The 25,195-nt window shown below is 63.2% G+C and carries 21 protein-coding genes and 1 pseudogene; 12 read left to right on the top strand and 10 right to left on the bottom strand.

Features of this window, described 5'->3' with window-relative positions:
- The first annotated feature begins 2 nt into the window (after positions 1-2).
- From dxr to fabZ, 5 genes are all read left to right on the top strand, one after another.
- Entirely contained in the window at positions 3-1,226 is a 1,224-nt protein-coding gene (gene dxr, locus ABIB90_RS18105; protein WP_219682195.1) for a 1-deoxy-D-xylulose-5-phosphate reductoisomerase, read from the top strand.
- A 44-nt stretch (positions 1,227-1,270) separates the two neighbouring features.
- Positions 1,271-2,422 (top strand): RIP metalloprotease RseP, encoded by a 1,152-nt coding sequence (rseP, locus tag ABIB90_RS18100; protein WP_354164196.1) that lies wholly within the window; start codon positions 1,271-1,273, stop codon positions 2,420-2,422.
- A gap of 180 nt (positions 2,423-2,602) precedes the next feature.
- Complete coding sequence (gene bamA, locus ABIB90_RS18095) at positions 2,603-5,134, top strand: outer membrane protein assembly factor BamA (protein ID WP_354164199.1); 2,532 nt, start codon at positions 2,603-2,605, stop codon at positions 5,132-5,134.
- Between the two features lie 125 nt (positions 5,135-5,259).
- On the top strand, positions 5,260-6,327 hold the full coding sequence (gene lpxD / locus ABIB90_RS18090; RefSeq protein WP_354164202.1) for a UDP-3-O-(3-hydroxymyristoyl)glucosamine N-acyltransferase: 1,068 nt from the start codon (positions 5,260-5,262) through the stop codon (positions 6,325-6,327).
- Positions 6,324-6,785 carry a 3-hydroxyacyl-ACP dehydratase FabZ gene (fabZ, locus tag ABIB90_RS18085; protein ID WP_354059046.1) on the top strand — a complete coding sequence of 154 codons (462 nt, stop codon included), beginning with the start codon at positions 6,324-6,326 and terminating at the stop codon, positions 6,783-6,785. The genes lpxD and fabZ overlap by 4 nt, the downstream gene beginning before the upstream one ends.
- A gap of 6 nt (positions 6,786-6,791) precedes the next feature.
- Here the strand turns inward: fabZ and ABIB90_RS18080 are convergent, their stop codons facing one another.
- Positions 6,792-7,136, bottom strand: coding sequence for a KTSC domain-containing protein (locus tag ABIB90_RS18080; RefSeq protein WP_354164206.1), 345 nt, complete (start codon positions 7,134-7,136; stop codon positions 6,792-6,794).
- A gap of 175 nt (positions 7,137-7,311) precedes the next feature.
- Between ABIB90_RS18080 and lpxA the strand changes: the two genes are divergently transcribed.
- The 3 genes from lpxA to lpxB are packed head-to-tail and all read left to right on the top strand — an operon-like array spanning position 7,312 to position 10,161.
- On the top strand, positions 7,312-8,103 hold the full coding sequence (gene lpxA, locus ABIB90_RS18075) for an acyl-ACP--UDP-N-acetylglucosamine O-acyltransferase (RefSeq protein ID WP_354164209.1): 792 nt from the start codon (positions 7,312-7,314) through the stop codon (positions 8,101-8,103).
- A 19-nt stretch (positions 8,104-8,122) separates the two neighbouring features.
- Positions 8,123-8,980: an LpxI family protein gene (locus ABIB90_RS18070; RefSeq protein WP_354164212.1), complete on the top strand. Its 858-nt coding sequence runs from the start codon at positions 8,123-8,125 to the stop codon at positions 8,978-8,980.
- Positions 8,977-10,161 carry a lipid-A-disaccharide synthase gene (gene lpxB / locus ABIB90_RS18065; RefSeq protein ID WP_354164215.1) on the top strand — a complete coding sequence of 395 codons (1,185 nt, stop codon included), beginning with the start codon at positions 8,977-8,979 and terminating at the stop codon, positions 10,159-10,161. The genes ABIB90_RS18070 and lpxB overlap by 4 nt, the downstream gene beginning before the upstream one ends.
- A gap of 218 nt (positions 10,162-10,379) precedes the next feature.
- On the opposite strand, the gene ABIB90_RS18060 is transcribed toward lpxB, so the two are convergent.
- From ABIB90_RS18060 to gltX, 9 genes are all read right to left on the bottom strand, one after another.
- Positions 10,380-12,509 (bottom strand): sensor histidine kinase, encoded by a 2,130-nt coding sequence (locus ABIB90_RS18060; protein WP_198288288.1) that lies wholly within the window; start codon positions 12,507-12,509, stop codon positions 10,380-10,382.
- 240 nt (positions 12,510-12,749) lie between these two features.
- Positions 12,750-13,517 carry an SDR family NAD(P)-dependent oxidoreductase gene (locus ABIB90_RS18055; protein WP_354164218.1) on the bottom strand — a complete coding sequence of 256 codons (768 nt, stop codon included), beginning with the start codon at positions 13,515-13,517 and terminating at the stop codon, positions 12,750-12,752.
- Entirely contained in the window at positions 13,514-14,623 is a 1,110-nt protein-coding gene (locus tag ABIB90_RS18050; RefSeq protein WP_219682189.1) for an ABC transporter ATP-binding protein, read from the bottom strand. Before ABIB90_RS18050 ends, ABIB90_RS18055 begins: the two co-directional genes overlap by 4 nt.
- A 10-nt stretch (positions 14,624-14,633) precedes the next feature.
- Positions 14,634-15,491 carry a carbohydrate ABC transporter permease gene (locus ABIB90_RS18045; RefSeq protein ID WP_354164221.1) on the bottom strand — a complete coding sequence of 286 codons (858 nt, stop codon included), beginning with the start codon at positions 15,489-15,491 and terminating at the stop codon, positions 14,634-14,636.
- Positions 15,484-16,407, bottom strand: a complete 924-nt coding sequence (locus tag ABIB90_RS18040) for a carbohydrate ABC transporter permease (RefSeq protein WP_354164224.1) — start codon at positions 16,405-16,407, stop codon at positions 15,484-15,486. The genes ABIB90_RS18045 and ABIB90_RS18040 overlap by 8 nt, the downstream gene beginning before the upstream one ends.
- The gene (locus ABIB90_RS18035) at positions 16,404-17,690 is read right to left on the bottom strand and encodes an ABC transporter substrate-binding protein (RefSeq protein ID WP_354164227.1); all 1,287 of its coding nucleotides are present in this window, start codon (positions 17,688-17,690) and stop codon (positions 16,404-16,406) included. Before ABIB90_RS18035 ends, ABIB90_RS18040 begins: the two co-directional genes overlap by 4 nt.
- Positions 17,691-17,747: 57 nt before the next feature.
- On the bottom strand, positions 17,748-18,926 hold the full coding sequence (locus ABIB90_RS18030) for an ROK family transcriptional regulator (RefSeq protein WP_354164326.1): 1,179 nt from the start codon (positions 18,924-18,926) through the stop codon (positions 17,748-17,750).
- 177 nt (positions 18,927-19,103) lie between these two features.
- A complete protein-coding gene (gltA, locus tag ABIB90_RS18025; RefSeq protein WP_007603656.1) occupies positions 19,104-20,408 on the bottom strand; it encodes a citrate synthase in 1,305 nt (434 codons plus the stop codon).
- A 195-nt stretch (positions 20,409-20,603) separates the two neighbouring features.
- A complete protein-coding gene (gene gltX, locus ABIB90_RS18020; RefSeq protein WP_354164232.1) occupies positions 20,604-22,034 on the bottom strand; it encodes a glutamate--tRNA ligase in 1,431 nt (476 codons plus the stop codon).
- 67 nt (positions 22,035-22,101) lie between these two features.
- Here gltX and ABIB90_RS18015 point away from each other — a divergent pair, with 67 nt between their 5' ends.
- The 4 genes and pseudogenes from ABIB90_RS18015 (at position 22,102) to ABIB90_RS18000 (ending at position 25,169) form a co-directional block, all read left to right on the top strand.
- Entirely contained in the window at positions 22,102-22,689 is a 588-nt protein-coding gene (locus ABIB90_RS18015) for an NAD(P)H-dependent oxidoreductase (protein ID WP_354164235.1), read from the top strand.
- Between the two features lie 79 nt (positions 22,690-22,768).
- Complete coding sequence (locus ABIB90_RS18010) at positions 22,769-24,445, top strand: glutamine--tRNA ligase/YqeY domain fusion protein (RefSeq protein ID WP_354164238.1); 1,677 nt, start codon at positions 22,769-22,771, stop codon at positions 24,443-24,445.
- Positions 24,446-24,464: 19 nt separating this feature from the next.
- Positions 24,465-24,850, top strand: a pseudogene (locus ABIB90_RS18005) (YybH family protein).
- An 85-nt stretch (positions 24,851-24,935) separates the two neighbouring features.
- On the top strand, positions 24,936-25,169 hold the full coding sequence (locus tag ABIB90_RS18000) for a DUF2171 domain-containing protein (protein WP_007610829.1): 234 nt from the start codon (positions 24,936-24,938) through the stop codon (positions 25,167-25,169).
- Positions 25,170-25,195: the final 26 nt, after the last annotated feature.

The raw sequence follows: 25,195 nt of genomic DNA, 5'->3' as shown, positions 1-25,195 counted from the left end.
ATATGAGCGCGGTTCCATTGCGTAACAACAAGGCTGCGGCATCGACCGTCCGCAGCGTCACGGTTCTCGGCGCCACCGGCTCGATCGGCGACAGCACGATGGATCTGCTGCGCGCCTCTCCCGAGCGCTACCGTGTCGAGGCGCTGACGGCGAACAGCAATGTCGAAGCGCTGGCAAAGCTCGCCAAGGAGTTTTCGGCGCGCTTCGTCGCGATCGCCGACACCTCAAAATTTGCCGAGCTCAAGGCCGCGCTCGCGGGCACCGGCACCGAATGCGGCGCCGGTGAAAGCGCAGTGATCGAGGCCGGCGCGCGTCCGGCCGATTGGGTGATGGCCGCCGTGAGTGGCGCGGCCGGGCTGAAGCCGGCACTGGCGGCGGTCGACCGCGGCGCGCATGTCGCGCTTGCGAACAAGGAATGTCTCGTCTGCGCCGGCGATTTCTTCATGCAGCGCGCGGCGAAAGCGGGCGCCTGCATCCTGCCTGCGGATTCCGAGCACAATGCGCTGTTCCAGGCGCTCGCCTCGGGCAATCGCGACGAGCTCGTCCGTGTCATCATCACGGCCTCCGGCGGCCCGTTCCGGACCTGGAAGCCTGCCGACATCGAGCAGGCGACACTCGAGCAAGCCCTGAAGCATCCGAACTGGAGCATGGGCCAGAAGATCACGATCGATTCCGCCTCGATGATGAACAAAGGGCTCGAGGTGATCGAGGCTTCCTATCTGTTCGCGCTCTCGCCCGACGAGATCGACGTCCTCGTTCATCCGCAGTCAATCATTCACGGCATGGTCGAGTTCTCCGATCGCTCGGTCGTGGCCCAGCTCGGCGCACCCGACATGCGCACGCCGATCGCGCATTGCCTCGGCTGGCCCGACCGCATCAAGGGGCCGGCCGCCAAGCTCGATCTGGCCAAGATCGGCCAATTGACCTTCGAGGCGCCGGATTTCGAGCGCTTCCCCGGCCTGCGCCTGGCCTTCGATTCGCTCCGGACCGGGAAGGGGGCGACCACCGTCTACAACGCCGCCAACGAGGTCGCGGTCGCCGCCTTCATCGCGGGCAAGATCCGGTTCGGCGCGATTGCCCGGCTGGTGGAGGCGACGCTGGACGACTGGGTTCGTGGCGGGAATCAAGCCCCGCTGACGTCAGCGGACGATGCAATCGCTGTTGACCATGTTGCGCGAAATAGGGCTGCCGCCCTATTGCCTCAAATTGCCTTAAAGGCATCCTAGATGGTTCGGGGCCAGGGCCTTGCGGCGCTGGATGAGGGAATTCGATGATTGACTTTTTCGTCCATAGTTTCAATACGTTGAGCCATGGGCTCCTCGGCTACGCGGTTCCCTTCCTGTTCGTCCTGACTATCGTCGTGTTCTTCCATGAGCTCGGCCATTTCCTGGTCGCGCGCTGGGCAGGCGTTCGCGTGTTAACTTTTTCGCTCGGTTTCGGACCTGAGCTGGTCGGCTTCAACGACCGTCATGGCACCCGGTGGAAGATCTCGGCGATCCCGCTCGGCGGCTACGTCAAGTTCTTCGGCGACGAGAGCGAGGCTTCGACGCCCTCGCCGGAGAAGCTTGCGGCCATGACGGCCGAGGAGCGCGCCGGCAGCTTCCATCATAAGAAGGTCGGCCCGCGCGCCGCCATCGTTGCCGCCGGACCGATCGCCAATTTCATCCTGGGCGCGCTGATCTTCGCCGGCATGGCGCTGTATTACGGCAAGCCGAGCACGATCGCGCGCGTCGACGGTGTCGTCGCCGACGGCGCTGCGGCGGCAGCCGGCTTCAAGATTGGCGACGTCGTCGTCCAGATCGATGGCAAGCCGATCGAAAGCTTTGCCGATATGCAGCGCATGGTTGCGATGAATGCCGGTTCGCCGCTTGCCTTCCAGGTCAAGAGGGACGGCACCATCGTGTCGCTGACCGCGACGCCGGCGCTGCTCGAGCGCAAGGATCCCTTCGGCAACAGCCACCGTCTCGGCGTGCTCGGCATCGAGCACAAGTCTCAGGCCGGTGAAGTCTCGACTTCGCCGGTCGGCGTCGGCGAAGCGCTCAAGATCGGGGTTGAACAGGTCTGGTTCATCATCACCAGCACCTTCAAATTCCTGGGCTCGTTGTTCGTGGGGAACGGCAATCCGAACGAGGTCAGCGGCGTGCTCGGCATTGCCAAGATGTCGGGGCAGGCGGCCAGCGCCGGGTTCCAGTTCGTGATCAACCTCTGCGCGGTGCTGTCGGTGTCGATCGGTCTGTTGAATCTGTTCCCGATCCCGCTGCTCGATGGCGGTCACCTTATGTTCTATGCGGCGGAGGTCGCCCGTGGTCGGCCCCTGTCCGAGCGGACTCAGGAGATGGGGTTCCGAATCGGGCTCGGCTTGGTGCTGATGTTGATGGTGTTTGCGACCTATAACGACATCCTCCGGATGGCCTCATCCTGATAGGGGCTTTTTTGTGGCGTTGTCGGGCGTTGCTCTTGGGCAACGTCTTGGAATGAAAATGAAATTACGGCGCGCTCGACCGTTTGCGGCGTCGGTGAAATTGTCTACAAGCGGCTTGAACTTGGGGAATCTCCAGACCGGGGTTGGGTCTGGTACGGAATGATAAGGGCGCGTTGCGCAATGAAGTTTGGACTGCGACTCCGGGGGGGCTTGCTCGCAACCCTGATCATGTTCGGCGCGCCGGTGCTTGCCCCGGTTGGGGCTGCCTTTGTGTCTTCGTCTGCGCTTGCTCAGACCGTGCAGTCGATTTCCGTTGAAGGAAATCGCAGGGTCGAGGTGGAGACGATCCGCTCCTATTTCAAGCCGGGTCCCGGCGGTCGCCTCGATCAAGGCGCTATCGACGACGGCCTCAAGGCGTTGATCGAGACCGGCCTGTTCCAGGACGTCAGGATCAACCGCGGTGCCGGTGGCCAGATCGTCGTCTCCGTGGTGGAAAACCCGGTGATCGGCCGCATTGCCTTCGAGGGCAACAAGAAGATCAAGGACGAGCAGCTCACTGGTGAAGTCCAGTCCAAGGCGCGCGGCACCTTCTCCCGCGCCATGGTGCAGTCCGACACGCTGCGAATCGCCGAAATCTATCGCCGTTCCGGCCGCTACGACGTCCGCGTCACGCCTGAAGTCATCGAGCAGCCGAACAACCGCGTCGATCTCGTCTTCACGGTCGAGGAGGGCGCCAAGACCGGCGTCAAGTCGATCGAGTTCGTCGGCAACAACGCGTACTCGTCGTACCGCCTGCGCGACGTCATCAAGACGCACGAATCGAACCTGCTGAGCTTCCTCGCCAGCAGCGACATCTACGATCCCGATCGGGTCGAGGCCGACCGCGACCTGATCCGCCGCTTCTATCTCAAGAACGGTTTCGCCGACGTCCAGGTCGTGGCCGCGCTCACCGAATACGATCCGGAGAAGAAGGGCTTCAACGTTACCTTCAAGATCGAGGAAGGCTCGCAATACCGGGTCGGCTCGATCGACTTCCGCTCCAGCATTCCCAACTTCGATCCCACCTCGATGCGCAACTATTCGCGCGTCAATGTCGGTTCGCTCTACAACGTCGAATCGGTCGAGAAATCGGTCGAGGAGATGCAGATCGAAGCCTCGCGGCGCGGTTATGCCTTTGCCGTGGTCCGTCCCGGCGGCGACCGCAACTTCGAGGCGCACACCGTGTCGGTCGTGTTCAACATCGACGAGGGCCCGCGCACCTATATCGAGCGCATCAACCTGCGCGGCAACACCCGCACGCGTGACTACGTGATTCGTCGCGAGTTCGACGTCTCCGAGGGCGATGCCTACAACCGCGCGCTGGTCGACCGTGCCGAGCGCCGCTTGAAGAACCTCGACTATTTCAAGAGCGTGAAGATCACGACGGAGCCCGGCTCGTCGAGCGACCGCGTGATCCTGCTCGTGGACATGGAAGAGAAATCGACCGGCGACTTCTCGGTCTCGGGTGGTTATTCCACCACCGACGGCGCGCTGGCCGAAGTCTCGGTGTCCGAACGCAATTTGCTCGGCCGCGGCCTGTTCGCCAAGGCGGCGGTGACCTACGGCCAGTATGCCCGCGGCTACTCGCTGTCGTTCGTCGAACCCTATCTGCTCGACTACCGGGTCGCGCTGGGTCTCGACCTCTATCAGCGCGAGCAGAAGTCCAACAGCTACATCTCGTACGGCACCAAGACGCTCGGCTTCTCGCCGCGCCTCGGTTTCTCGCTGCGTGAAGATCTGTCGCTGCAGGTGCGCTACTCGATCTACCGGCAGGAAATCACGCTGCCGTCCTACCTGGCGAACTGTAACAACAATGTGGGTTCGGCGGCTTTCAATCCGAGCCCGGCCTTCGCCAATGCAAACGGCATCGACCTGAGCTCCACCAACGGCCTCGGCTGCTACAGCGACGGTGAAGCCTCGCTGCCGGTGCGCAAGGAACTTGCCAACGGCAAGACCCTGACCTCGGCGCTTGGCTATACGCTGAGCTACAACACGCTCGACAACAACAAGAACCCCACCGACGGTCTGCTGGTCGATTTCCGGCAGGACTTCGCCGGTGTCGGCGGCGACGTCTCCTACCTGAAGACTGTGGTGGACGCGAAGTACTACACTCCGCTGGTGTCCGATATCGTCGGCCTCGCTCGCATCCAGGGGGGCATGCTGAACAAGATGGGCAGCGATCTGCGCATGCTCGATCACTTCCAGATGGGCCCGAACCTCGTCCGCGGCTTTGCCCCGAACGGCATCGGACCGCGCGATTTGAACCCCTTCGGTACGCAGGACGCGCTTGGCGGCACCAAATATTGGGGTGCTTCGCTCGAATTGCAGATGCCGTTCTGGTTCCTGCCCAAGGAAGTGGGTCTGAAGGGCGCCGTCTACGCTGATGCCGGCGGATTGTTCGACTATCAGGGCCCGACGACGTGGTCGGTGACCAACGAAATGACCACGACCAAGAACTCGAGCTGCACGCCGTCGACCGTCAATCCAGCTTCGGCTGGAACCTGCACCGGCCTGGTGTATGACAACGGCAATGCGGTCCGGTCGTCGGTCGGCGTCGGCTTGATCTGGGCCTCGCCGTTCGGTCCGCTGCGCTTCGACTACGCCGTGCCGCTGACCAAGGGCAAGTACGACCGTACGCAGGAGTTCCGGTTCGGCGGCGGCACCTCGTTCTAATTCGAACAGCACGGCACGATCCGGACCACCGGAGCCGGTTTCCGAAAGGGATCGTGCCAATCCAGGAGATGAGGCATGATGCAGCTTGGCCGCTTCATGCCGAAGCCGGACCGCGACGGGGTGGAATGGCGCAGCCGACCTTCTTCACACAGCCGCCCGCCTCAGCGCTGGCCGACATAGCCACGCTGACCAAGGCGGAGCTGGTCGATCCCGCCAGGGGCGGCCAAATCATCAGGGGCCTTGCTTCGCTCGACGAAGCCGGCCCGATGCACCTGACGTTCTTCGACAATCTCAAATATGCCGATGAGCTCAAGGCGACCAAGGCCGGTGCTTGCCTGGTGAGCCCACGCTTCGAGGCCCGGGTGCCCGCGCATGTCACCGTGCTGCGGGCGCCACAGCCGTTCCGCGCCTTCGTCAGGATCGCGCGGGAGTGGCATGGCGATGCGCTCCGGCCGCAATCCTGGACCGGCAACGACGGCATCGCGACGTCGGCCATCATCGACCCCACCGCCAGGCTTGAGGACGGCGTGATCGTCGATCCCCTGGCCGTGATCGGTCCTGACGTGGAGATCGGCAGTGGCACGGTGATCGGTGTGGGGGCCGTGATCGGCCCCGGCGTCAAGATCGGCCGGGACTGCAATGTCGGCGCACGCACCGCCATCCAGTGCGCGCTGATCGGCAACGACGTACTGATCCACCCCGGCTGCTCGATCGGCCAGGACGGCTACGGCTTCATCTTCTTCGGCCCCGAGGGCCACCTGAAAGTGCCCCAGACCGGCCGCGTGCTGATTCAGAACAACGTGGAGGTCGGCGCCGGCACCACCATTGATCGGGGCTCCTTGCGCGACACCGTGATCGGCGAGGGGACCAAAATCGACAATCAGGTCCAGATCGGCCACAATGTGACCATTGGCCGGCACTGCCTGCTGGCAGCCCAGATCGGCCTTGCCGGCAGCCTCACCCTCGGCGACAACGTGGCGCTGGGAGCGAAGGTGGGCATCAACAATCACGTCAAGATCGGGGATGGAGCTCAGGTGACTGCCATGAGCGGCGTCAAGGACGACGTCCCTCCCAACGGACGTTGGGGTGGTTTTTTTGCCAAGCCGACCAGGCAGTGGTTCAAGGAAATTTTGGCGGTCGAGCGCCTGGCGCGCGACAGCAAGGCCGATCCGAAGCAGGAGGAACGGGAGTGACGGACGAAGCACCGATCAGGTTCGAGCTTGTGGACATCAACATGATCCTGCAAACGCTCCCGCACCGTTTTCCGATGCTGCTGATCGATCGCGTGATCAACATCCGCACCGATTACAGCGGCATCGGCATCAAGAACGTCACCTTCAACGAACCGCCGTTCCAGGGCCACTTTCCTGATCGCCCGGTCTACCCCGGCGTCATGATGATCGAAGCGATGGCGCAGACTGCCGGTGTGATCGGCATCAAGTCGGTCGAGGGCACCGACAAGCCGCGCGCGGTGTATTTCCTGACCATCGACAAGTGCAAGTTCCGCAAGCCGGTGCTGCCCGGCGATACCATCGAATACCACATGCGCTCGATCGGCCGCCGCAAGGCCATGTGGTGGTTTCACGGCGACGCCAAGGTCAACGGCCAGGTGGTTGCGGAGGCCGATGTCGGCGCCATGCTGACCGACTGAGCGGGATCAACTCCTCTGGATGCGCTGGCGTGCAGGACACGCGTAGCGGCCGCCGCTGACCTCGCGCTTGATGTTCTGGTTGAAGAACTGGCCCATGGACGGTGCGCCCAGCAGGCGCTCAACCGTGTCGACCGGCACGCCGCAATAGCGGTCATGAGCGCCGTGCACTGCCACGACGAGGGCCTGCTGCGCCCGGTCGTAACAGACCCGATGGAGCACCGTGCTGCGGGTAATGTCGCGGCATTCGAATGTCTTGAGATCGACGAGGCGGTGTTCGCCGGTCTCGATCGTCTCGGGCACGATCGGCGCGACGGCGAGCTGTGCGAATAGAAGTGCCAGGGCCCCGACCACGATACCTGAAGCTCCGCGTGAACTTGATGACGAACTGGGAAGGCTGCCTCATCCGGCACTTGAAACAGGGAGAGATCATACGTCACTGGACAGATCGGGCATAGTCGCGCTAACCAGCGGAAAACCGAGCGACTTCAACACCTAATCAGACCTTCTTGATGAGTCAGATTGCTTGATGAGTAAGATTGATCCCACCGCACGGATCGCGGACGGCGCCGTGATCGGCGAGGGCACCGAGATCGGACCCTATTGCATCATCGGTGCGCATGTCGTGATCGGCAGTAACTGCAAGCTGATCGGACAGGTCACCGTCATCGGCCACACCTCGATCGGAGATGGCTGCGTGATCTCGCCGTTCGCGGTGCTGGGCGGCGCGCCCCAGGATCTCAGCTACAAGGGCGAGCCCACGAAGCTTGAGATCGGCTCGGGCTGCACCATCCGCGAAGGCGCGACCATGAATGTCGGCACCATCAAGGGCGGTGGCCTGACGCGCGTCGGCAACGACGGCTATTTCATGAACAACAGTCATGTCGGGCATGACTGCATGGTCGGCAACAACGTGATCTTCGCAACCTCGGCGACGCTCGGCGGCCATTGCGAGATCGGTGACGCCGTCTATATCGGCGGCCTGTCCGCAGTGCATCAGTTCACCCGCATCGGCCCCTATGTGATGGTTGGCGGTGTCTGCGGCGTGCGCGACGACGTCATCCCGTACGGGCTGGTCAACGGCCAATATGCGGTGCTTGAGAGCCTCAACCTGATCGGCATGAAGCGGCGCAAGTTCACCAAGCAGCGGCTTGCGACCGTGCGCGCGTTCTATCAGAAGCTCTTCCATGGCCCCGCTACCTTTGCCGAACGCCTGGAGGCGGCGCGGCCGCTCGCCGGTGAAGATCCGGCGATCGGTGAAATCCTCGACTTCATCGGCAAGGGCAAGCGCCCGCTCTGTCTTCCCGCCATCGCGAAGTGATGATGGGATGGCCCCGGGCATGACATCGGCGGCTTCGGAAATTTCATCGACGGTCGGCGTCGTCGCTGGCGGCGGCGCAATGCCGTTCGCTGTTGCCGAATCGCTCGCCGCCCGCGGCATCACGCCGGTGCTGTTTCCTCTTCGTGGCGCCTGTGACCCGGCACGGGTGGAGAAATTCCGTCATCGCTGGATCTCGGTCGGCCAGCTCGGCCGCGCCATGCGGCTGTTTCGCGAGGAGGGCTGCCGCGACCTGATCTTCATCGGCACGCTGGTACGGCCTTCGCTCTCGGAGGTCCGGGTCGACTTCACGACGCTCCGGCTGCTCGGCAATGTCATCCGCGCTTTCCGCGGCGGCGACGATCATTTGTTGTCCGGCGTCGGGCGCATTCTCGAGCAGGGCGGCTTTCGCATGGTCGGCATCAAGGATGTCGCGCCCGATCTCTTGATGCCCGAGGGCTGCATCAGCCGCGCCTGGCCGAGCGACACCGGCAAGACCGACATCGAGCGCGGGCGCGCGGTGCTGACCGCGCTCGGTCCGTTCGACATCGGCCAGGCCGCGGTCGTGATCGACGGCCATGTGGTGGCGGTCGAGGACATCGAGGGCACCGATGCGCTGCTCGCGCGCGTGGCGCGCCTGCGCGAAGAGGGCCGCATCCGCGCCGCCACCGGGCGGGGCGTGCTGGTGAAGGTCCCAAAGAGCGGGCAGGATCTGCGCTTCGACCTGCCGACGATCGGCCCGCGCACCCTCGAGGGCGTCGCCGCCGCAGGGCTGGCCGGGATCGCCGTCGTTGCCGGCAACACCATCGCCGCCGAGCCGGAGGCGATGATCGCGCTCGCCGACGCCAAATATCTCTTCGTCATCGGCCTGCCGGCGTGATGCAAGGCCGCGATCCCAAGCGCAAGATCTTCCTGATCGCCACGGAGGAATCCGGCGACCGGCTCGGCAGCGCCTTGATGAAGGTGCTGCGCCAGCGCCTCGGCGACGGCGTGCAGTTCGTGGGCGTCGGCGGCCACACCATGGCGCGCCAGGGGCTGGAGACGCTGTTTCCGATCGAGCAGCTCTCGATCGTGGGCTTCGCCGCGGTCGTGCAGCAACTGCCGAAGATCCTGCGGCTGATCCGCGAGACCGCGGAGGCCGTGACCGAAGCCGCGCCGGACGCGCTCGTCATCATCGACAGCCCCGACTTCACCCACCGTGTCGCCCGCCGCGTGCGGGCGCGCAATCCGGCGATCCCGATCGTCGACTACGTCTCGCCGCAGCTCTGGGCCTGGCGGCCGGGGCGGGCGCGGACCATGCTCGGCTATGTCGACCATGTGCTCGGCCTGTTGCCGTTCGAGCCGGAGGAATATCGCAAGCTCGGCGGTCCGCCATGCAGCTATGTCGGCCATCCCCTGATCGAGCAATTGCCCTCGTTGCGGCCGAACGCCGACGAGCGGGCGCGCCGCGACGGCGAGCCGCCGGTGTTGCTGGTATTGCCCGGCAGCCGCCGCAGCGAGATCAGGCACCATCTCGACGTGTTCGGCGCGACGCTCGGCCGATTGCAGACGGACGGCCGCGCGTTCGAACTGATGCTGCCGACCATGCCGCATCTCGAAGCCAGTATTCGCGAAGGCATCGCGAACTGGCCGGTCAAGCCTCAGATCGTGGTCGGCGAGAACGAGAAGCGCGCCGCCTTCCGCATCGCGCGCGCGGCCCTGGCAAAATCCGGCACGGTGACGCTGGAGCTCGCGCTGTCGGGCATCCCGATGGTGACGGCCTATCGCGTCGGCGCGATCGAAGCCTTCATCCTGCGCCGCGCGATCCGCGTCTCTTCGGTGATCCTCGCCAATCTCGTGATCGGCAAGGATGTCATCCCGGAGTTCCTGCAGGAAGACTGCACGCCGGAGAAGCTGGCGCCCGCGCTCTCGGAGCTTCTGACCGATTCACCACTGCGCCGGCAGCAGGTGGAAGCGTTCGCCCAGCTCGATACGATCATGTCGACCGGCAACAAATCGCCGAGCGTGCTCGCCGCCGACATCGTGCTGGCGACGATGCGAAAGGGCAGGCGGGCTAGCTAGGACGTGTACTCACAAGCGGCCCTAGTCCGCTTGGATCCAGCCATTCCAGCATTCAAACCCTCGCTATCCGATTTGGCAAAGAGGCGTTAATCCGAGCTTGAAGCCACATTAGAATTGAGGTCGGTGTCTCCTTGTGGCGCCAGGGCTGACCTGCCTCGCGCAGCCGGTCGAGGACTCGTGCCCCTGAACGGACATCGCGGATATCCAAATTCTTAATATCAATGGCGCTGCGGTAGCCCAGCAACTGAATGGGATGATGTCCTCGCAGTGGTTAATAGCTTCTCCTGGCCTCTCAGAGCGTCCAGCAGTTCGTCGGCCGAGAAGGGCTTGATCAGGACAGTGAGACCTTGCGCGGAGATCAATTTCATCGTTTGCGACCTGATGTCGCCCGTCATCACGACGGCCGGTAGGTTCAAGCCAAGGGCGACACGCAGGCTCTTAATGGTCTCGATGCCATCCGATGAGCCACGAAGGTTGTAGTCACACAGCAGTACATCCGGGCGCAGACCCTGCTCTTTGATCAGGGTCAAGGCTTCGCTCGCCGTTGCGATAACGGTGGCGTCAATCCCTCTTGCCTTCAACGATCTCTGCAGCGCCGATCGCAGGGACGCCTCGTCCTCTATCGCGAGAACGCTGCCCAGGAAGGCACCACTGCAAGGGGGCACCAGCGACGCCGCTTCTGGCGCATTGGCGCCGGATCGAGCGCGCGGAACCTCGATGAAAAACCGTGTGCCCCTCCCTGCGATAGAACGCACCTCGACCTTGTGATCCAGCATTTCTCCAAGCCGCCTTACGATCGCGAGGCCCAGCCCAAATCCGCCCCGTTCCGCGCCATCAGTCCCCTGATAGTACTCATCGAATATGTGCGGAAGTTGATCTTCGGTGATACCGATTCCGCTGTCCCACACTTCGATGCGAACCTTGTCACCGACTCGTCGGCATCCAAGCAAAATTTGTCCCCGGTCAGTGTATCGGACTGCATTTGATAAGAGGTTGCGGATCATCTCCGCAAGCATTCGGCTGTCGCTGCGGACGATGAGCCCGGAACGTGCAACGCGCAGTCGGAGTCCTCTTTCCTGCACAGACGCGGCGAAGTCTCTAGCGAGCGGCTCGAAAATTTCAACTAGAGAAAATTCACTCACGGATGGACGCAGTTTTCCGGATTCCAGCTTGTTCACATCGAGCAGGCTGGAGAGGATGCTGGTCATGGTATCCAGCGATTTCCGAATGTCAGCGACAAGATTGTGCGCTTCACCGCTTGAATGGAGCGATTCAAGCGCTGCCTGCAGAAGCTTCAGGGTCTGCAATGGCTGGCGCATGTCATGGCTTGCCGCAGCAAGAAAGCTCGATTTGGCGCGATCGGCTAATTCTGCCGCTTCTAAAGCGCCCTGCAATCGGGACTCCCTTTCCAGAATGGCGTGATGGTGAAGCCTCCGCTCGCTAAACAGGGCAGCAAGAACAAGAGCACCTAATGTGATCGCCAGAATGGTAGCTTGAGCAGTCAGCACGCGATCTTCGATCGACAGACGTGCGTCCCCGAAAATGCCGATGGTGAAGATTGTCGTCCAGACGACCGTAGTCGAGCATAAGAACGTGGCAATCGCCGTGAACGCTGAACGAAGGCGAGCCGCGATCCAGAGCAGAAGTGGACAAAGTGCGCTGACCGCCAGCACCGCAGTCCAGGGCTCATTGCGCAAGAAAGCCAGCAGCGCGCATATGAGAGACACCACGCCGAGCGCAAGAACGCCCTCCGCAACTTCCCCCCGCGGCGGGGGAGCGCGCGCTAGCGACGCCAGGCCAATTGCGAGCGGCGTCACCGCAATCGTCCCTGTTGCGGCAGATGAAACCCAGTGAAGCCAGATCACCGCCGGGGACGCAGCCGACCCGTGAAACAGCGCAAATACTGCCGTACCACCAAGGCCGGAAAGGCTCGCTGCAATACCGGTCGCGGCAAATAGCGCAAGTACGCTGCGCAGTTCATTCAACTCGAATGGAGATCCACAAAAGCGGTGGATCAGGCCCGCGATGATGACGACTTCACCGGAGTTCGTGACAGCAAAGAACAACGAACTCCAGATGTTGCGATCGCCTAGCAGGTTAGCCGCAATCGTTGCAGCGACCACTCCGAGCACGACAGGCAGCTGTGCCGCAGGACCAAGCGCGATCAAAATCCCCGAAGCCACCCCCCCCGCTGGCCAGAATAGGGCAACACCATCGGCCGGGTCCAGCAATGCAAGGCTCAGCCGCGCGGTGAGAAAATAGGCGAGTGCCACTGCGAATGTCAAAAGAACGTCTGCGCCGCTTGCGAGCGGGCGGCGAGCCACCATCTGTTTTGCGGTAATCCCCAATGCCTTCCACCACTCGTCTGGGCCCATATCCCTGACGCGCAAAGCCTTCCGGGGCCGCCGCGACGTCGCCAACTCGGCGGCTCTAGCGAGTATAGGCCAGATTTCCGCTCAAGCCATCATGTTGTCTTGCATTAGTCTTCCTGTGGCCCAACTCGGACCCAAGGTGAGATACGCCAACCCGACTGCTATCGGATACGGAGCGGACCTCTATGAGGGAGCTCGGGTGTGTCAGTACACGCTCTAGCCGAGACCAGCGTCGACCTGAAAACATTGGCGCGTGATGCGCTGGCTCTCATCGGAGGCGAGGAACAGCGCCATGTTGGCGATGTCGTCGGGCGTTACCGCGTCGGGAATGGCCTGGCGGGTGCGCAGTTCGGCGATCGCCTGGTCGTCCGGATACCACAGCCGGCGCTGACGCTCCGTGATCACCATCCCCGGCGCTATCGCGTTGACCCGGATGCGGTCGGGCCCGAGCGACCGGGCCAGGGAGTTGGTGAAGCCGACGATCGCGGCCTTTGCCGCGGCGTAGACCGGCAGCCCTGGCGCGCCGCGCATCCAGGCAATCGACGACATGTTGATGATCGAACCGCCGCCTCGGGCCTGCATCTGTGGCACCACCGCTTGCGCGGCAAAGAATACGTGCTTGAGGTTGACGCCGATCATCCAGTCGAACTCGGCCGGGGTGACCTCGCCCAGCACCTGACGCTGATCATTGGCGGCGTTGTTGACGAGGACCGCGGCATCGCCAAGCGATCCGTGCACCTGCGCCATGGCGCCGCGCAAGGCGTCGATGTCGAGGAGGTCGCACGGCACGAACAAGGGTACGGTCCCGGCCGCGGCCTTCACTTCCGCGACCAGCGCACGGCCGGCTGCTTCATCGAGATCCAGGAACGCGACGCGCGCTCCTTGCGCCGCGAACGCCCGCACGAAGGCGGCACCGATGCCGCTGGCGCCACCGGTGATCAACACCACGCGATCCCTAAGACCGGCATAGCTCGTTCTTGTCATGCGATCAGTCGCTCCGTCTCGGGGTCGAACAGGCAGATGCGGCGGGTGTCGAGCGCGAACGGGGCGGCGGCGCCCGGTGTGGGGCGGATATCCGGCGTGATGCGCGCCAGCGCAGGCTCGCCGCCAAGCCGCAGCAGCACGATCGTTTCGGCTCCCGTCGGCTCGACCATCTCCACCGGCGCGTTGACGACGACGGGCGGATCGGCGGAAAATACGCGGCTGCCCTCGGCGATGCATTCCGGCCTGATCCCGACCACCACGTCTCGGCCGACAAAGGGGGCCGCCGCATCATATTGGCCAAGGCGGAGGCGGACCTCGTCCGGCCGTCCCGCGCCGATCACGACCACCGGCCCGCTGGCGTCAGCCTCCAGCCGTGCCGGCATCGTGTTCATCGGCGGCGAACCCATGAAACGGGCCACGAACAGATTGGCGGGATAGCGATACACGGTGTCCGGATCGGCAAACTGCTGCACCACGCCTCGATGCATCACGGCGATGCGCGTCGCCATCGTCATCGCCTCGATCTGGTCGTGGGTGACATAGACGATGGTGGCGCCGATGCGCTGGTGCAGACGCTTGATTTCCATTCGCATCTCGACACGCAGCTTGGCGTCGAGGTTGGAGAGCGGCTCGTCGAACAGGAAGAGCAGGGGATCGCGCACCAGCGCCCGGCCCATCGCCACACGCTGGCGCTGGCCGCCGGAGAGCTGCGACGGCTTGCGGCCGAGTAGCGGCTCGATCTGGAGCAGCCTTGCCACATTCGCCAGCGCCTTTTCCTGCTCCGCCTTCGCTACGTGGCGGCATTCCATGCCGAAGGTGATGTTCTGGCGCACCGTCATCGACGGATAGAGCGCGTAGGACTGGAACACCATGGCGATGTCGCGGTCCTTCGGCGGAATGTCGTTGACGACACGTCCGCCGATTTCCACGGTGCCTGAGCTCGGGAGGTCGAGCCCGGCGATGATGTTGAGCAGCGTAGACTTGCCGCAGCCGGATGGGCCGACGAGCACGGTGAATTCACCGCTCTCGATGTCGAGATCGATGCCCTTCAGCACCTCCAGATTGGCGTAACGCTTGGACAGGGCGCGAATGCTTAGGGCTGCCATGACGATCCGATCATTTCACGGCGCCGGCGGTGAGGCCGCGCACGAAATACTTGCCGCCGATCAGATAGATCAGCAGGGTTGGCAGGGCGGCGATCATCACCGCCGCGCTTTGCACGCCATGCTGCGGGATGTCGGCAACGGCGGCCGATAGCGCGATCAGTGCGGCGGTGACCGGCTGCTGCTGACCGGTCGTGAATGTCACGCCGTAGAGAAACTCGTTCCAGATATGCGTGAACTGCCAGATCACGGTGACGACCAGAATAGGCGGCGAGAGCGGCAGGATGATGCGCCAGAAAATGCGAAAGAACCCAGCGCCATCGATGCGCGCAGCTCTTATCAAATCCTGCGGGATGGCAGTGTAGTAGTTTCGGCAGAACAAGACGGTAAAGGAGAGTCCCTGGATCGTGTGGATCACGACCAGGCCCGTGAGCGTGTTCATCAGGCCCGTATCGCGCAACACGATGGTCCAGGGAAGCAAGCGCATCTGCTGGGGAAGGAAGAGGCCAAGAGTCACGATGCCGTAGATCCAGCTATCGCCGCGAAAACGCCAGAGCGAAATGGCGTAACCGGCGACAGCACCGAGCAGGGTGGAGAAGATCGTCGCGGGAATCGTGACCAGCGCGGAGTTCAGCATGTACGGCCGGATGCCGGCGCAGGTCTCGGCGACGCAGAAACCGCTCCAGGCCGCGGCGTAGTTGCTCCATGCCCATTGCTTCGGCCAGCCGATCATCGAGGCCTGCGCGATCTCCTCGTTGGTGCGGAGCGAGTTCAGCACGACAACGGCCAATGGCGCGAGCCATGCCGCAGCGATCAGCGACACCACGAAATAGATCAGAATCCGGCCTGGCGCGATGGTTCGCTCACGCATGGATCGCCCGCCGCCGCTGGACATAACGCCACGCTGCATAGGGCAGCAGAACCGCGAGAAGAATGAGCAACATGAGCACCGCCGCCGCCGCTCCCCGTCCGAGCAGGCTCCGCTGGAACATGAGGTCGTAGACGACGAGGGCCGGCAGCTGGGTGGCGATCCCGGGACCGCCGTTGGTGAGCGCGCGGACGAGGTCGAAGGTCGAAATCGCGAACTGCAGCTGGATGACGATGACGGTGATGGTGATCGGCCAAAGGGTCGGCAGGATGACCCGCCGGTACATTCGGATCGGTCCGGCGCCGTCGATTTGCGCGGCCTTGATCAGGTCGGCGTCGACGGAGCGGAGGCCGGCCAGGAACAGCGCCATGGCAAAACCGGAAGATTGCCAGATCGCGGCGATGACAATGGTCCAAATGGCCATGTCGCGGTCGATCAGCCAGTCGAACCGGAAGGTGGTCCAACCTAGGTCGCGAACCAGCTTCTGGATCCCGAGGCCGGGATTGAGCAACCAACTCCAGACCGTGCCGGTGACCACGAATGACACCGCCAGAGGATAGAGGAAGATCGACCGCAGCAGGTTCTCGCCGCGAATACGCTGATCGAGCAGGATCGCAAGAATGAGACCGGTCGCCAGGCTCAGTAATACGAAGGCGCTGCCAAACAGCAGCAGATTGTCCAAGGCAATCTGCCAGTTCCGCGATGCTGCAACCGAAGAATAGTTACGCAAACCGACCCAGCCCGAGACCGGGACCAGAGTGGACGGCGTGAACGATATCCAGATCGTCCACAGCGTAAACGCAATGAGATGCGCGGCGGACAGCAGCAGCGGCACCCAGATCGTCAAATATTCGGGCAGCCGGCGTACCCAGTCAGGGGCCGCCGGCCGGCGCGGTGTTGTCGAGACGGCGATGGTCAACGTGAGCTCTCGACGGCCTCGGCGAGGCGTATGGCCGCTTGCTCCGGCTTGATCGTCTTGTTCTTCACGTACTCCGTGATCACGTCGATCATCGCTGCGGTCATGCCGTTTTCCTGCGCCATGTTGTGCGCAAGACTGAGGACGGCCTGATTGCTGGCGATCGCGTCTTTGAGGGCTGCTGCGGTCCGCCGTTGACCGTCCGACCAGCCTTCGCCCGACAGATCGACATCGGTGCGCACGGGGATCGATCCCGTGATCTGCGAATACATGGTCTGGATCGCAGGATCCATGACGAGCTGGGCCATCAGCGTCTGGCCGGCCTGCAGGTCGGGCTCCTTCCGCTGCCAGAATATGAAGGCATCGGCATTCAACAGGAAGACCGGCTTGCTGTTGTCGCTCGGGCCGGGAGCGATCATGAAGTCCTCGAACTTGAAGCCGGCGTTGCGCAAGACGCCCTGGGCCCACCCGCCCATGATCATCATGCCCATGTCGCCCTCGACAAAGCGCTTCAGGTTGGTCGAAAAGTGCTGGGCGCCGACGTTGGGGTCCATCCAGTCGGCAATCTTGCGGACCTGGACGAAGGCAGCCTTTATCTCGGGGCCCTCCAGGGCCTTCTTGTCGAGATTCATGATGGCTGCGCGGTATGCGGCGGGACTGATGCCTGCCAAAGCGGCCTCGAATTTCTGGCCGTCGTCCGGGCGGGTGCCACCGTTGGCGATGGGATAGGGGACTCCGCCTGCTTTCATCTTCTCAGCGAGGTCGTTGAACTCAGCCCATGTGACGGGGACCTTGTCAGCCTTGGCCTTGTCCATCGCGCGTTTGGAAAGAAACAGCATGTTGGTGCTGTAGATCTGCAACGGCAGTGCAATCCACTTGCCTCCCGGTTTGTGCAATTTTGCAAGGTCAGGCGCGACAACCTTTTCGTAGCCGGCGGCAGCGACGACGGCATCGAGATCGACGGTTGGGGCAATCTTCGACCAGGCCGCGATCTCGGGGCCCTTGAGCTGCGAGCAGGCCGGTGGGTCGCCGGCCATGATCTGGGCACGCAGCTTGTTCATCATCTCGGTGGTGAAGCCGGGGACGGGCGAGTGCTGCCAAACCCCGCCTTTCTCTTCGAACTTCTTGCCGAGCGCCGTGATGGCGGCCCCATCGCTGCCTGCGGACCATTGCGAGATCGCAGTCAGACGCGGCTTGATCGCGCCTTGCGCGCGGGCAAATGCCGGCAGCGCAAGGGCAGCAGCGGATCCGGCGAGCAGTTGGCGCCTTGTTGTGGTGATCGGCATGGCAAGTTCCTCCCGGTGTGAACTCTTTCGCGCGAGAGCCGCGCGGCATCAGGTGTCTCAGGCGGCCTCGATCGATGCGCCCGGCATGCCGCCGCGGCAAGCGAGGCAGAAAGCCGCGAATGCCAGCGCCGCCCGCGGATCGTTGCCATTCGACGGCGGTACGAAAGCGAGCGACACTTGCGCGTGATTGCGGCCGCCCAACAGACAGGCGTCGATCCCCTCGACGAGCGCGCTGCGATCGTCCTCGGCGAGGAGCGACGGCCAGCCGCTGATCGCGACGCCCTTGCATGGCTTCACGTTCAGCGTGTTGCCGATCGCAAGTCCAAGCCGGAACAGCCGCTGGCGCAATTCCTGCCGCACGCGCGACGAGAGCGGTATCGCGGTCACCCATTCGCTGCCGAGTTGAAGCAACTCGGCTTCCGCGACGCCAAGAAGCTCGGCCAGGGCGGGAAGCGACGTATAGGCCTCGACGCAGCCATGATGACCACAGCGGCAAATTGGTCCGTCGGCTTCGAACACCATGTGGCCGAGCTCGACCGGCTGGAGGGCATCGTCCTCGACCGGATCATCCATCCAGGTGCCCGCAACGCCCTGGCCGACGAAGACGAAGAGATGTGCGCCGCTGAAGGGATAATTCTCCGTGCGGCAGCGGTGAAAGATGGCGTGCGCGACGACCGAATTGGTGAACTCGACCGGCACCCCGGCAAACGCCTCGCCGAACATCTCGTTGATACGCCCGATGTCGCAGGGAATGATCGGATTGCTTGGCGCGCCCAGCCGGCTGAGACCCGGAATGGAGACACCGATCTGTGCGAGGGGGATGCGTCGGCGCCGCGTCCACTCGCGCAGCAATGTCATCGCCTCGCGAAACGCCTGGCCTACGGCCGCGACGGTCGGCGTCTTCGGCAGCGGCACATGCCCGGTATAGCGCAGCTCATCCGACAGGCCCCCGACGCCGACGCTGAGCCGCTGGGTGGTCAGCTCAAACGCCGCGAGCGCCACCGCTTTATCGAGCGACACGAGGCCGGTCGGGCCACCGACGTAAGGGGCAGGGCGCCGGACTTCTTCGATCAGGCCTTCGGCCTTCAGGTCGAACAGGATGCGCGACAGGCTCGCTTCCGACAGGCGCACGGTCTTGGCCAGCGGCGGGCGAAACGACCCGCCTGACTGAAGCAGATGAGTCAAAATGGCAGCACGCGTCTGCCGCCGACTTCTCGGCTGCTCCGGCATTTCCATCCCTGTCGGCATTCTTACTTAGTGTAAGAATGCGCGCGGAGCATTTCGGCTGTCAAGCGATCGCCGACGCATTGCGCCGACTTGTTGTTGTGCGCGGCAGCAAGATTGTGTCGGCGCAAAACAAAAACGGCGCCATCCGGAGATGGCGCCGCTTCGAAAGCCGTGATGGGCTCGACCTTACTTGCGGTTGTTGATCGCGACGTAGTCGCGCTTGGTGACACCGGTGTAGAGCTGGCGCGGACGGCCGATCTTCTGCTGCGGATCCTCGATCATCTCGCTCCACTGGCTGATCCAGCCGACGGTGCGGGCGACCGCGAACAGCACGGTGAACATCGAGACCGGGAAGCCCATCGCCTTCAGCGTGATGCCCGAATAGAAGTCGACGTTCGGATAGAGCTTGCGGTCGATGAAGTACTGGTCGCTGAGCGCGATCTTCTCGAGCTCGAGCGCCACCTTCAGCATCGGATCGTCGCCATGGCCGGTCTCCTTGAGCACGGCGTGACACATCTTCTGCATGATCTTGGCGCGCGGATCATAGTTCTTGTAGACGCGGTGACCGAAGCCCATCAGGCGGACTTCAGAGTTCTTGTCCTTCACCTTGGCGATGAATTCGGGGATCTTGTCGACCGAGCCGATCTCGGCGAGCATTGCCAGCGCTGCTTCGTTGGCGCCGCCATGCGCCGGGCCCCACAGGCAGGCGATGCCGGCGGCGATGCAGGCGAACGGGTTGGCGCCGGAGGAGCCGGCGATACGCACCGTCGAGGTCGAGGCGTTCTGCTCGTGGTCGGCGTGCAGGATGAAGATTTTGTCCAGCGCGTCAGCCAGCACCGGGTTGATCTTGTACTCCTCGCACGGCACGGCGAAGCACATGTGCAGGAAGTTCTCGGCGAACTTCAGCGAGTTTTTCGGATACACGAAGGGCTGGCCGACTGTGTACTTGTAGGCCATCGCAGCCAGCGTCGGGATCTTGGCGATCATGCGCATGGAGGCGATCATGCGTTGCTTCGGATCGTTGATGTCGGTTGAGTCGTGATAGAACGCGGCGAGCGCGCCGACAGCCGCCACCATGATCGCCATCGGATGGGCGTCGCGGCGGAAGCCTTGGAAGAAGCGGGCCATCTGCTCGTGCACCATCGTGTGATGGATCACGCGATCGTCGAAATCCTTCTTCTGCGCGGCGGTGGGAAGCTCCCCGAACAGCAGCAGATAGCAGGTCTCGAGGAAGTCGCCGTTCTCGGCGAGCTGCTCGATCGGATAGCCGCGGTATTCCAGCACGCCCGCGTCACCGTCGATATAGGTGATCTTGGACTGGCAGCTCGCGGTCGAGGTGAAGCCCGGGTCGTAGGTGAACAGGCCGGACTGGCCGTAGAGCTTGCCGATATCGATGACGTCGGGCCCGACGCTGCCGCTGTGGATCGGAAGATCGAAATTCTTGTTTCCGACCGTCAGTGTGGCGGTCTTATTGCTTGGTTTTGCGTCCATCAGAGGTCCCCGATGTATGGTGAAACGGGCCGGACCCGGAGGCCCCGATGAGATATCGCGGGGCAGGCCGGATGTTCCAGAAGGTACGGCTGAGATGGGTATATTATTGCTGTGTGCGCTGCAAGATGGCGCCACGCATGGTCGACTTACGTCGTAGCCTGGTTCTTGGCCCCGGTCCTTAGCGCGGTCCTCGGCCTATTCCGTGGCCTGATCTTTAAGCCGGCCCAGGCTTTCCTGGCGTCCCAGGACGTCCAAAACCTCGAATATGCCGGGCGACGTCGTCCGTCCGGTCAGCGCCGCCCGCAGCGGCTGGGCGACCGCGCCGAGCTTGAGACTGTTTTCCTCGGCAAAGGCGCGCAGCGCGGCTTCCGTGGCGGCGCCGCTCCAAGTCTCGACTTTCTCCAGCGCGGAATGAAGCTGGCCGATCAGCTTGCGGTTCTCGGGCGTCAGCAGCGCTGCCGCCTTTGGATCAAGCTCCAGCGGCCGGTCGGCGAAGATGAAATAGGCGCTGTCGATCAGCTCGATCAGCGTCTTGGCGCGCTCCTTCAGGGCCGGCATGGCCTTCAGGAGCTGCGCGCGCGTGGCGTCGTTTAACTTGGCCTTAATCTCGTCGCGGCTGGGCACGACGTGGTCGAGCACGTCCTCGAACATCTTCACGAGTGATTGATCGTCGGCATTGCGGATGTAGTGGCCGTTGAGGTTTTCCAGCTTGGCGAAATCGAAGCGCGCTGCTGCGCGGCCGACGCTGGCGAGGTCGAAGGCTGCGATCATCTCCTCGGTCGAGAAGATTTCCTGGTCGCCATGGCTCCAGCCGAGCCGGACGAGATAGTTGCGGAGCGCGGCCGGGAGGTATCCCATGGCGCGGTAGGCATCGACGCCAAGCGCGCCGTGCCTTTTGGAGAGCTTCGAACCGTCCGGGCCATGGATCAGGGGGATGTGAGACATGCTCGGCAGCGTCCAGCCCATCGCGTCGTAGATCTGCTTTTGGCGGGCCGCGTTGATCAAATGGTCGTCGCCGCGGATGACATGGGTGACGCCCATATCGTGGTCGTCGACCACCACTGCGAGCATGTAGGTCGGGTTGCCATCGCCGCGCAGCAGGACGAGATCGTCGAGGTTTTCGTTCTGCCAGACCACGCGACCCTGGACCTGGTCTTCGATCACGGTTTCGCCGGTCTGGGGCGCGCGGAGCCGGATGGTGGGCTTCACGTCGGTTGGGGCCGTCGCCGGATCGCGGTCGCGCCACAGGCCGTCATAGAGGCGGGTGCGCCCCTCTGCGCGCGCCTTCTCGCGCATCGCGGTGAGCTCCTCGGCGGTGGCGTAGCAGCGATAGGCCTTGCCCTCGGCGAGCAGCTGCTCGGCGACTTCGCGGTGGCGGGCGGCGCGGCTGAACTGGTAGATGACATCGCCATCCCAGCCGAGCTCCAGCCATTTCAGCCCGTCGAGGATGGCGCCGATCGCCGCCTCCGTGGAGCGCTCCCGGTCGGTATCCTCGATCCGGAGCAGCATCTTGCCGCCGTGCTTCTTCGCATAGAGCCAGTTGAACAGGGCCGTGCGCGCGCCCCCGATATGGAGGAAGCCGGTCGGCGAGGGAGCAAAGCGGGTGACGACGGGAGAGGTGTTCATTGACCGCGCGGGATAAGGGAGGTGGCTGATTGGCGACCGTGTATCATAGGCGCGGGAGATTGTGCCAATGCTAATCCAGGTCGTTCATAGCCATCCGCTCGCGGACAGTTACAACCATGCACTGTTCCATACCATCGTCGAGACGCTGAAAACTCGACACGAAGTGATCGCGACTGACCTTTACCGCGAGGGGTTTTCCCCGGAGATGACCGAGGCGGAGCGGCGCAGCTACTATCACGGCCCCTATGCAGAGGACGCGGTGGCGAGCCTCATCGAGCACGTACGGCGCGTCGACGGCATTATCTTCTGCTTTCCGCATTGGTGGTTTTCGATGCCTGCCATGCTCAAGGGCTATTTCGACCGGGTCTGGGCGCCGGGTACGGCGTTCGCCCACGATCTGAAGGGTGGGCGCATCAAGCCGCTGCTGACCAACATCCGCCTGTTCGGCGTTGTGACGAGCTACGGCTCACCGTGGTGGTTGAGCCGGATCGTCATGCAAGACCCCGGCCGCAAGGTGTTGCTTAGGGCACTGAAACCGATGTGTGGATCCGGCGTTCGGTCGTTCTATTTGGCGCACTACGATATGGATCGCTCCACCTTGGCATCCCGGGCTGCCTTCATCGAGCGCGTGCGTGCCAAAATCGCCGAAGTTTGACCGGACGGTGGGCATGGGGCTTGGCCTAGGGGCTCGAATTTGGCAGAAGGGCCGCTGATTTCCCTACAGGATTTTCGTAATGACAGAACCGGTGGCGAACGAGGTTGGGCGCGATTTCATTCGTGACATCATCCAGGCCGACCTCGATCAGGCCAAATACAAGGAGATCGTGACCCGGTTCCCGCCGGAGCCGAACGGCTATCTCCATATCGGCCACGCCAAGTCGATCGCGCTCAATTTCGGCATCGCCCAGGAGTTTCCGGGCCGCTGCCATCTGCGCTTCGACGACACCAACCCGGTCAAGGAAGAGCAGGAATATATCGATTCCATCCAGGCAGACGTGCGCTGGCTCGGCTTCGACTGGGGCAAGAACCTGTTCTTCGCCTCGGACTATTTCGACCGCCTCTACGAATGGGCGGAGCAGCTGATCCGCGACGGGCTCGCCTATGTCGACGACCAGACCCAGGAGGAGATTCGTCTTGCGCGCGGCACGCTGACCGAGCCCGGCAAGAACTCGCCCTTCCGCGATCGCACCGTGGATGAAAACCTCGACCTGTTCCGCCGCATGAAGGCGGGCGAATTCCCGAATGGGGCGCGCGTGCTGCGGGCCAAGATTGACATGGGTGCGGGCAACATCAATCTGCGCGACCCCGTGCTGTACCGTATCCTGCATGCGCACCATCCGCGCACCGGGACCAAGTGGAGCATCTATCCGAGCTACGACTATGCGCACGGCCAGTCGGACGCGATCGAGGGTATCACGCACTCGATCTGCACGCTGGAGTTCGAGGACCATCGGCCGCTCTACGACTGGTTCATCGACAAGCTGCCGGTGCCATCGAAGCCGCACCAGTACGAATTCGCGCGGCTGAACCTGACCTACACGCTGCTGTCCAAGCGCGTACTGACCCAGCTCGTCCGCGAGGGCCATGTCGCGGGCTGGGACGATCCGCGCATGCCGACGATGGCGGGCATGCGCCGCCGCGGCGTGCCGCCGGCCGCCCTTCGCGAATTCGTCAAGCGCATTGGCGTGGCGAAAGCCAACAGCGTCGTCGACGTCGGCATGCTCGAGTTCTGCATTCGCGAGGAGCTGAACCGGACGTCACAGCGGCGGATGGCGGTGCTGAAGCCGCTAAAAGTCGTGATCGAGAATTATCCGGAAGGGCAGACCGAGGAGCTCGAGGCGATCAACCATCCGGACGATCCCTCTGCCGGCACCCGGAAGGTCACGTTCGGCCGTGAGCTCTACATCGAGCAGGACGACTTCATGGAGAACCCGCCGAAGAAGTTCTTCCGTCTGTCGCCAGGCAACGAGGTGCGGCTGCGCTACGCCTATTTCGTCAAATGCACCGGCGTGATCAAGAACGATGCCGGCGAGGTGGTGGAGCTGCGCTGCACCTACGATCCCGCGACCAAAGGCGGTAACGCGCCCGATGGCCGCAAGGTCAAGGCCACCATGCACTGGCTGTCGGCGGCGACATCCGTGCCCGCGGAAATCCGCATCTACAACCAGCTGTTTGCCAACCCGAGCCCGGACGCCTCGAACTTCGCCGCCGATCTCAATCCGCAGTCGCTGGAAATTCTAGCTGATGCCCGCGTCGAAGCATCGGTCGCCGAGAGCAATTCGACCGAGCCGATGCAGTTCGAGCGTCAGGGCTATTTCGTGCGCGACAAAGACTCGACGCCCGGCAAGCCGGTATTTTCCAGGACCATTGGTCTGCGCGACACGTTCGCGAAGGAAGTCGCGAAGGGCTGAAAAGGGCTGCGAGACCACAATGAGCGACGAAGCCGACGCCACCGTTTCCGCCATCATCGCGAAATGGCGCGCCGGCTTCGCAAGGCTCGACGCCGCGGCGCTCTCGTCTCTGTATTCGAAGAACGCCTTCTTCTTCGGCTCCAACCCAAAGCTCTATCGGGGCAGGGATGGCGTCGCAGACTATTCAACGGCCTGCCGCGCTGGCGCCAGCCGAGCGCGGTCTTCTCCGAGGTGTATGCGGCGCAGGCAGCTCCTGATCTCATCAATATGGCCGCAACCATCTCGTTCAATCTCGCCGGCGAACGCCCCGATTTCTCGGTCAAGATGAGCTGGGTCATCATGCGCGAGGACGGCGACTGGAAGATCGTCAATCACCATGCTTCGTCGCAGACGCCGCTGATCTGACCAGCGGGGCACACGGCTTCGTCATTCTCGTGAGAGAACGAATGTGCACCTCGCGCGTTGGGGTGGGCCCAACAAGGAACCCACCATGCAGAACATCGCAGAACACATGGAAGTCATCGGCGCCGACGGCGTCCACATCGGCACGGTCGACAAGGTCGAAGGCAATCGCATCAAGCTGACCAAGAAGGACAGCGGCGAGGGCAGCCACAAGGGGCATCATCACTTCATCGACAAGGGCCTCGTCGCCGACATCGAGGGCAACAAGGTCCGGCTGTCGGCCAAGGCGGATGTCGCGGTGACGATGGAAGAGGAAAAGTAGGGGGCGCGCCCTTTCGTTCCTGATCC

It is taken from the genome of Bradyrhizobium sp. JR4.1, from assembly GCF_040548605.1.
In the GTDB taxonomy this organism is placed as follows: Bacteria; Pseudomonadota; Alphaproteobacteria; order Rhizobiales; family Xanthobacteraceae; genus Bradyrhizobium; species Bradyrhizobium canariense.
This window is presented reverse-complemented; position numbering and strand designations above follow the sequence as displayed.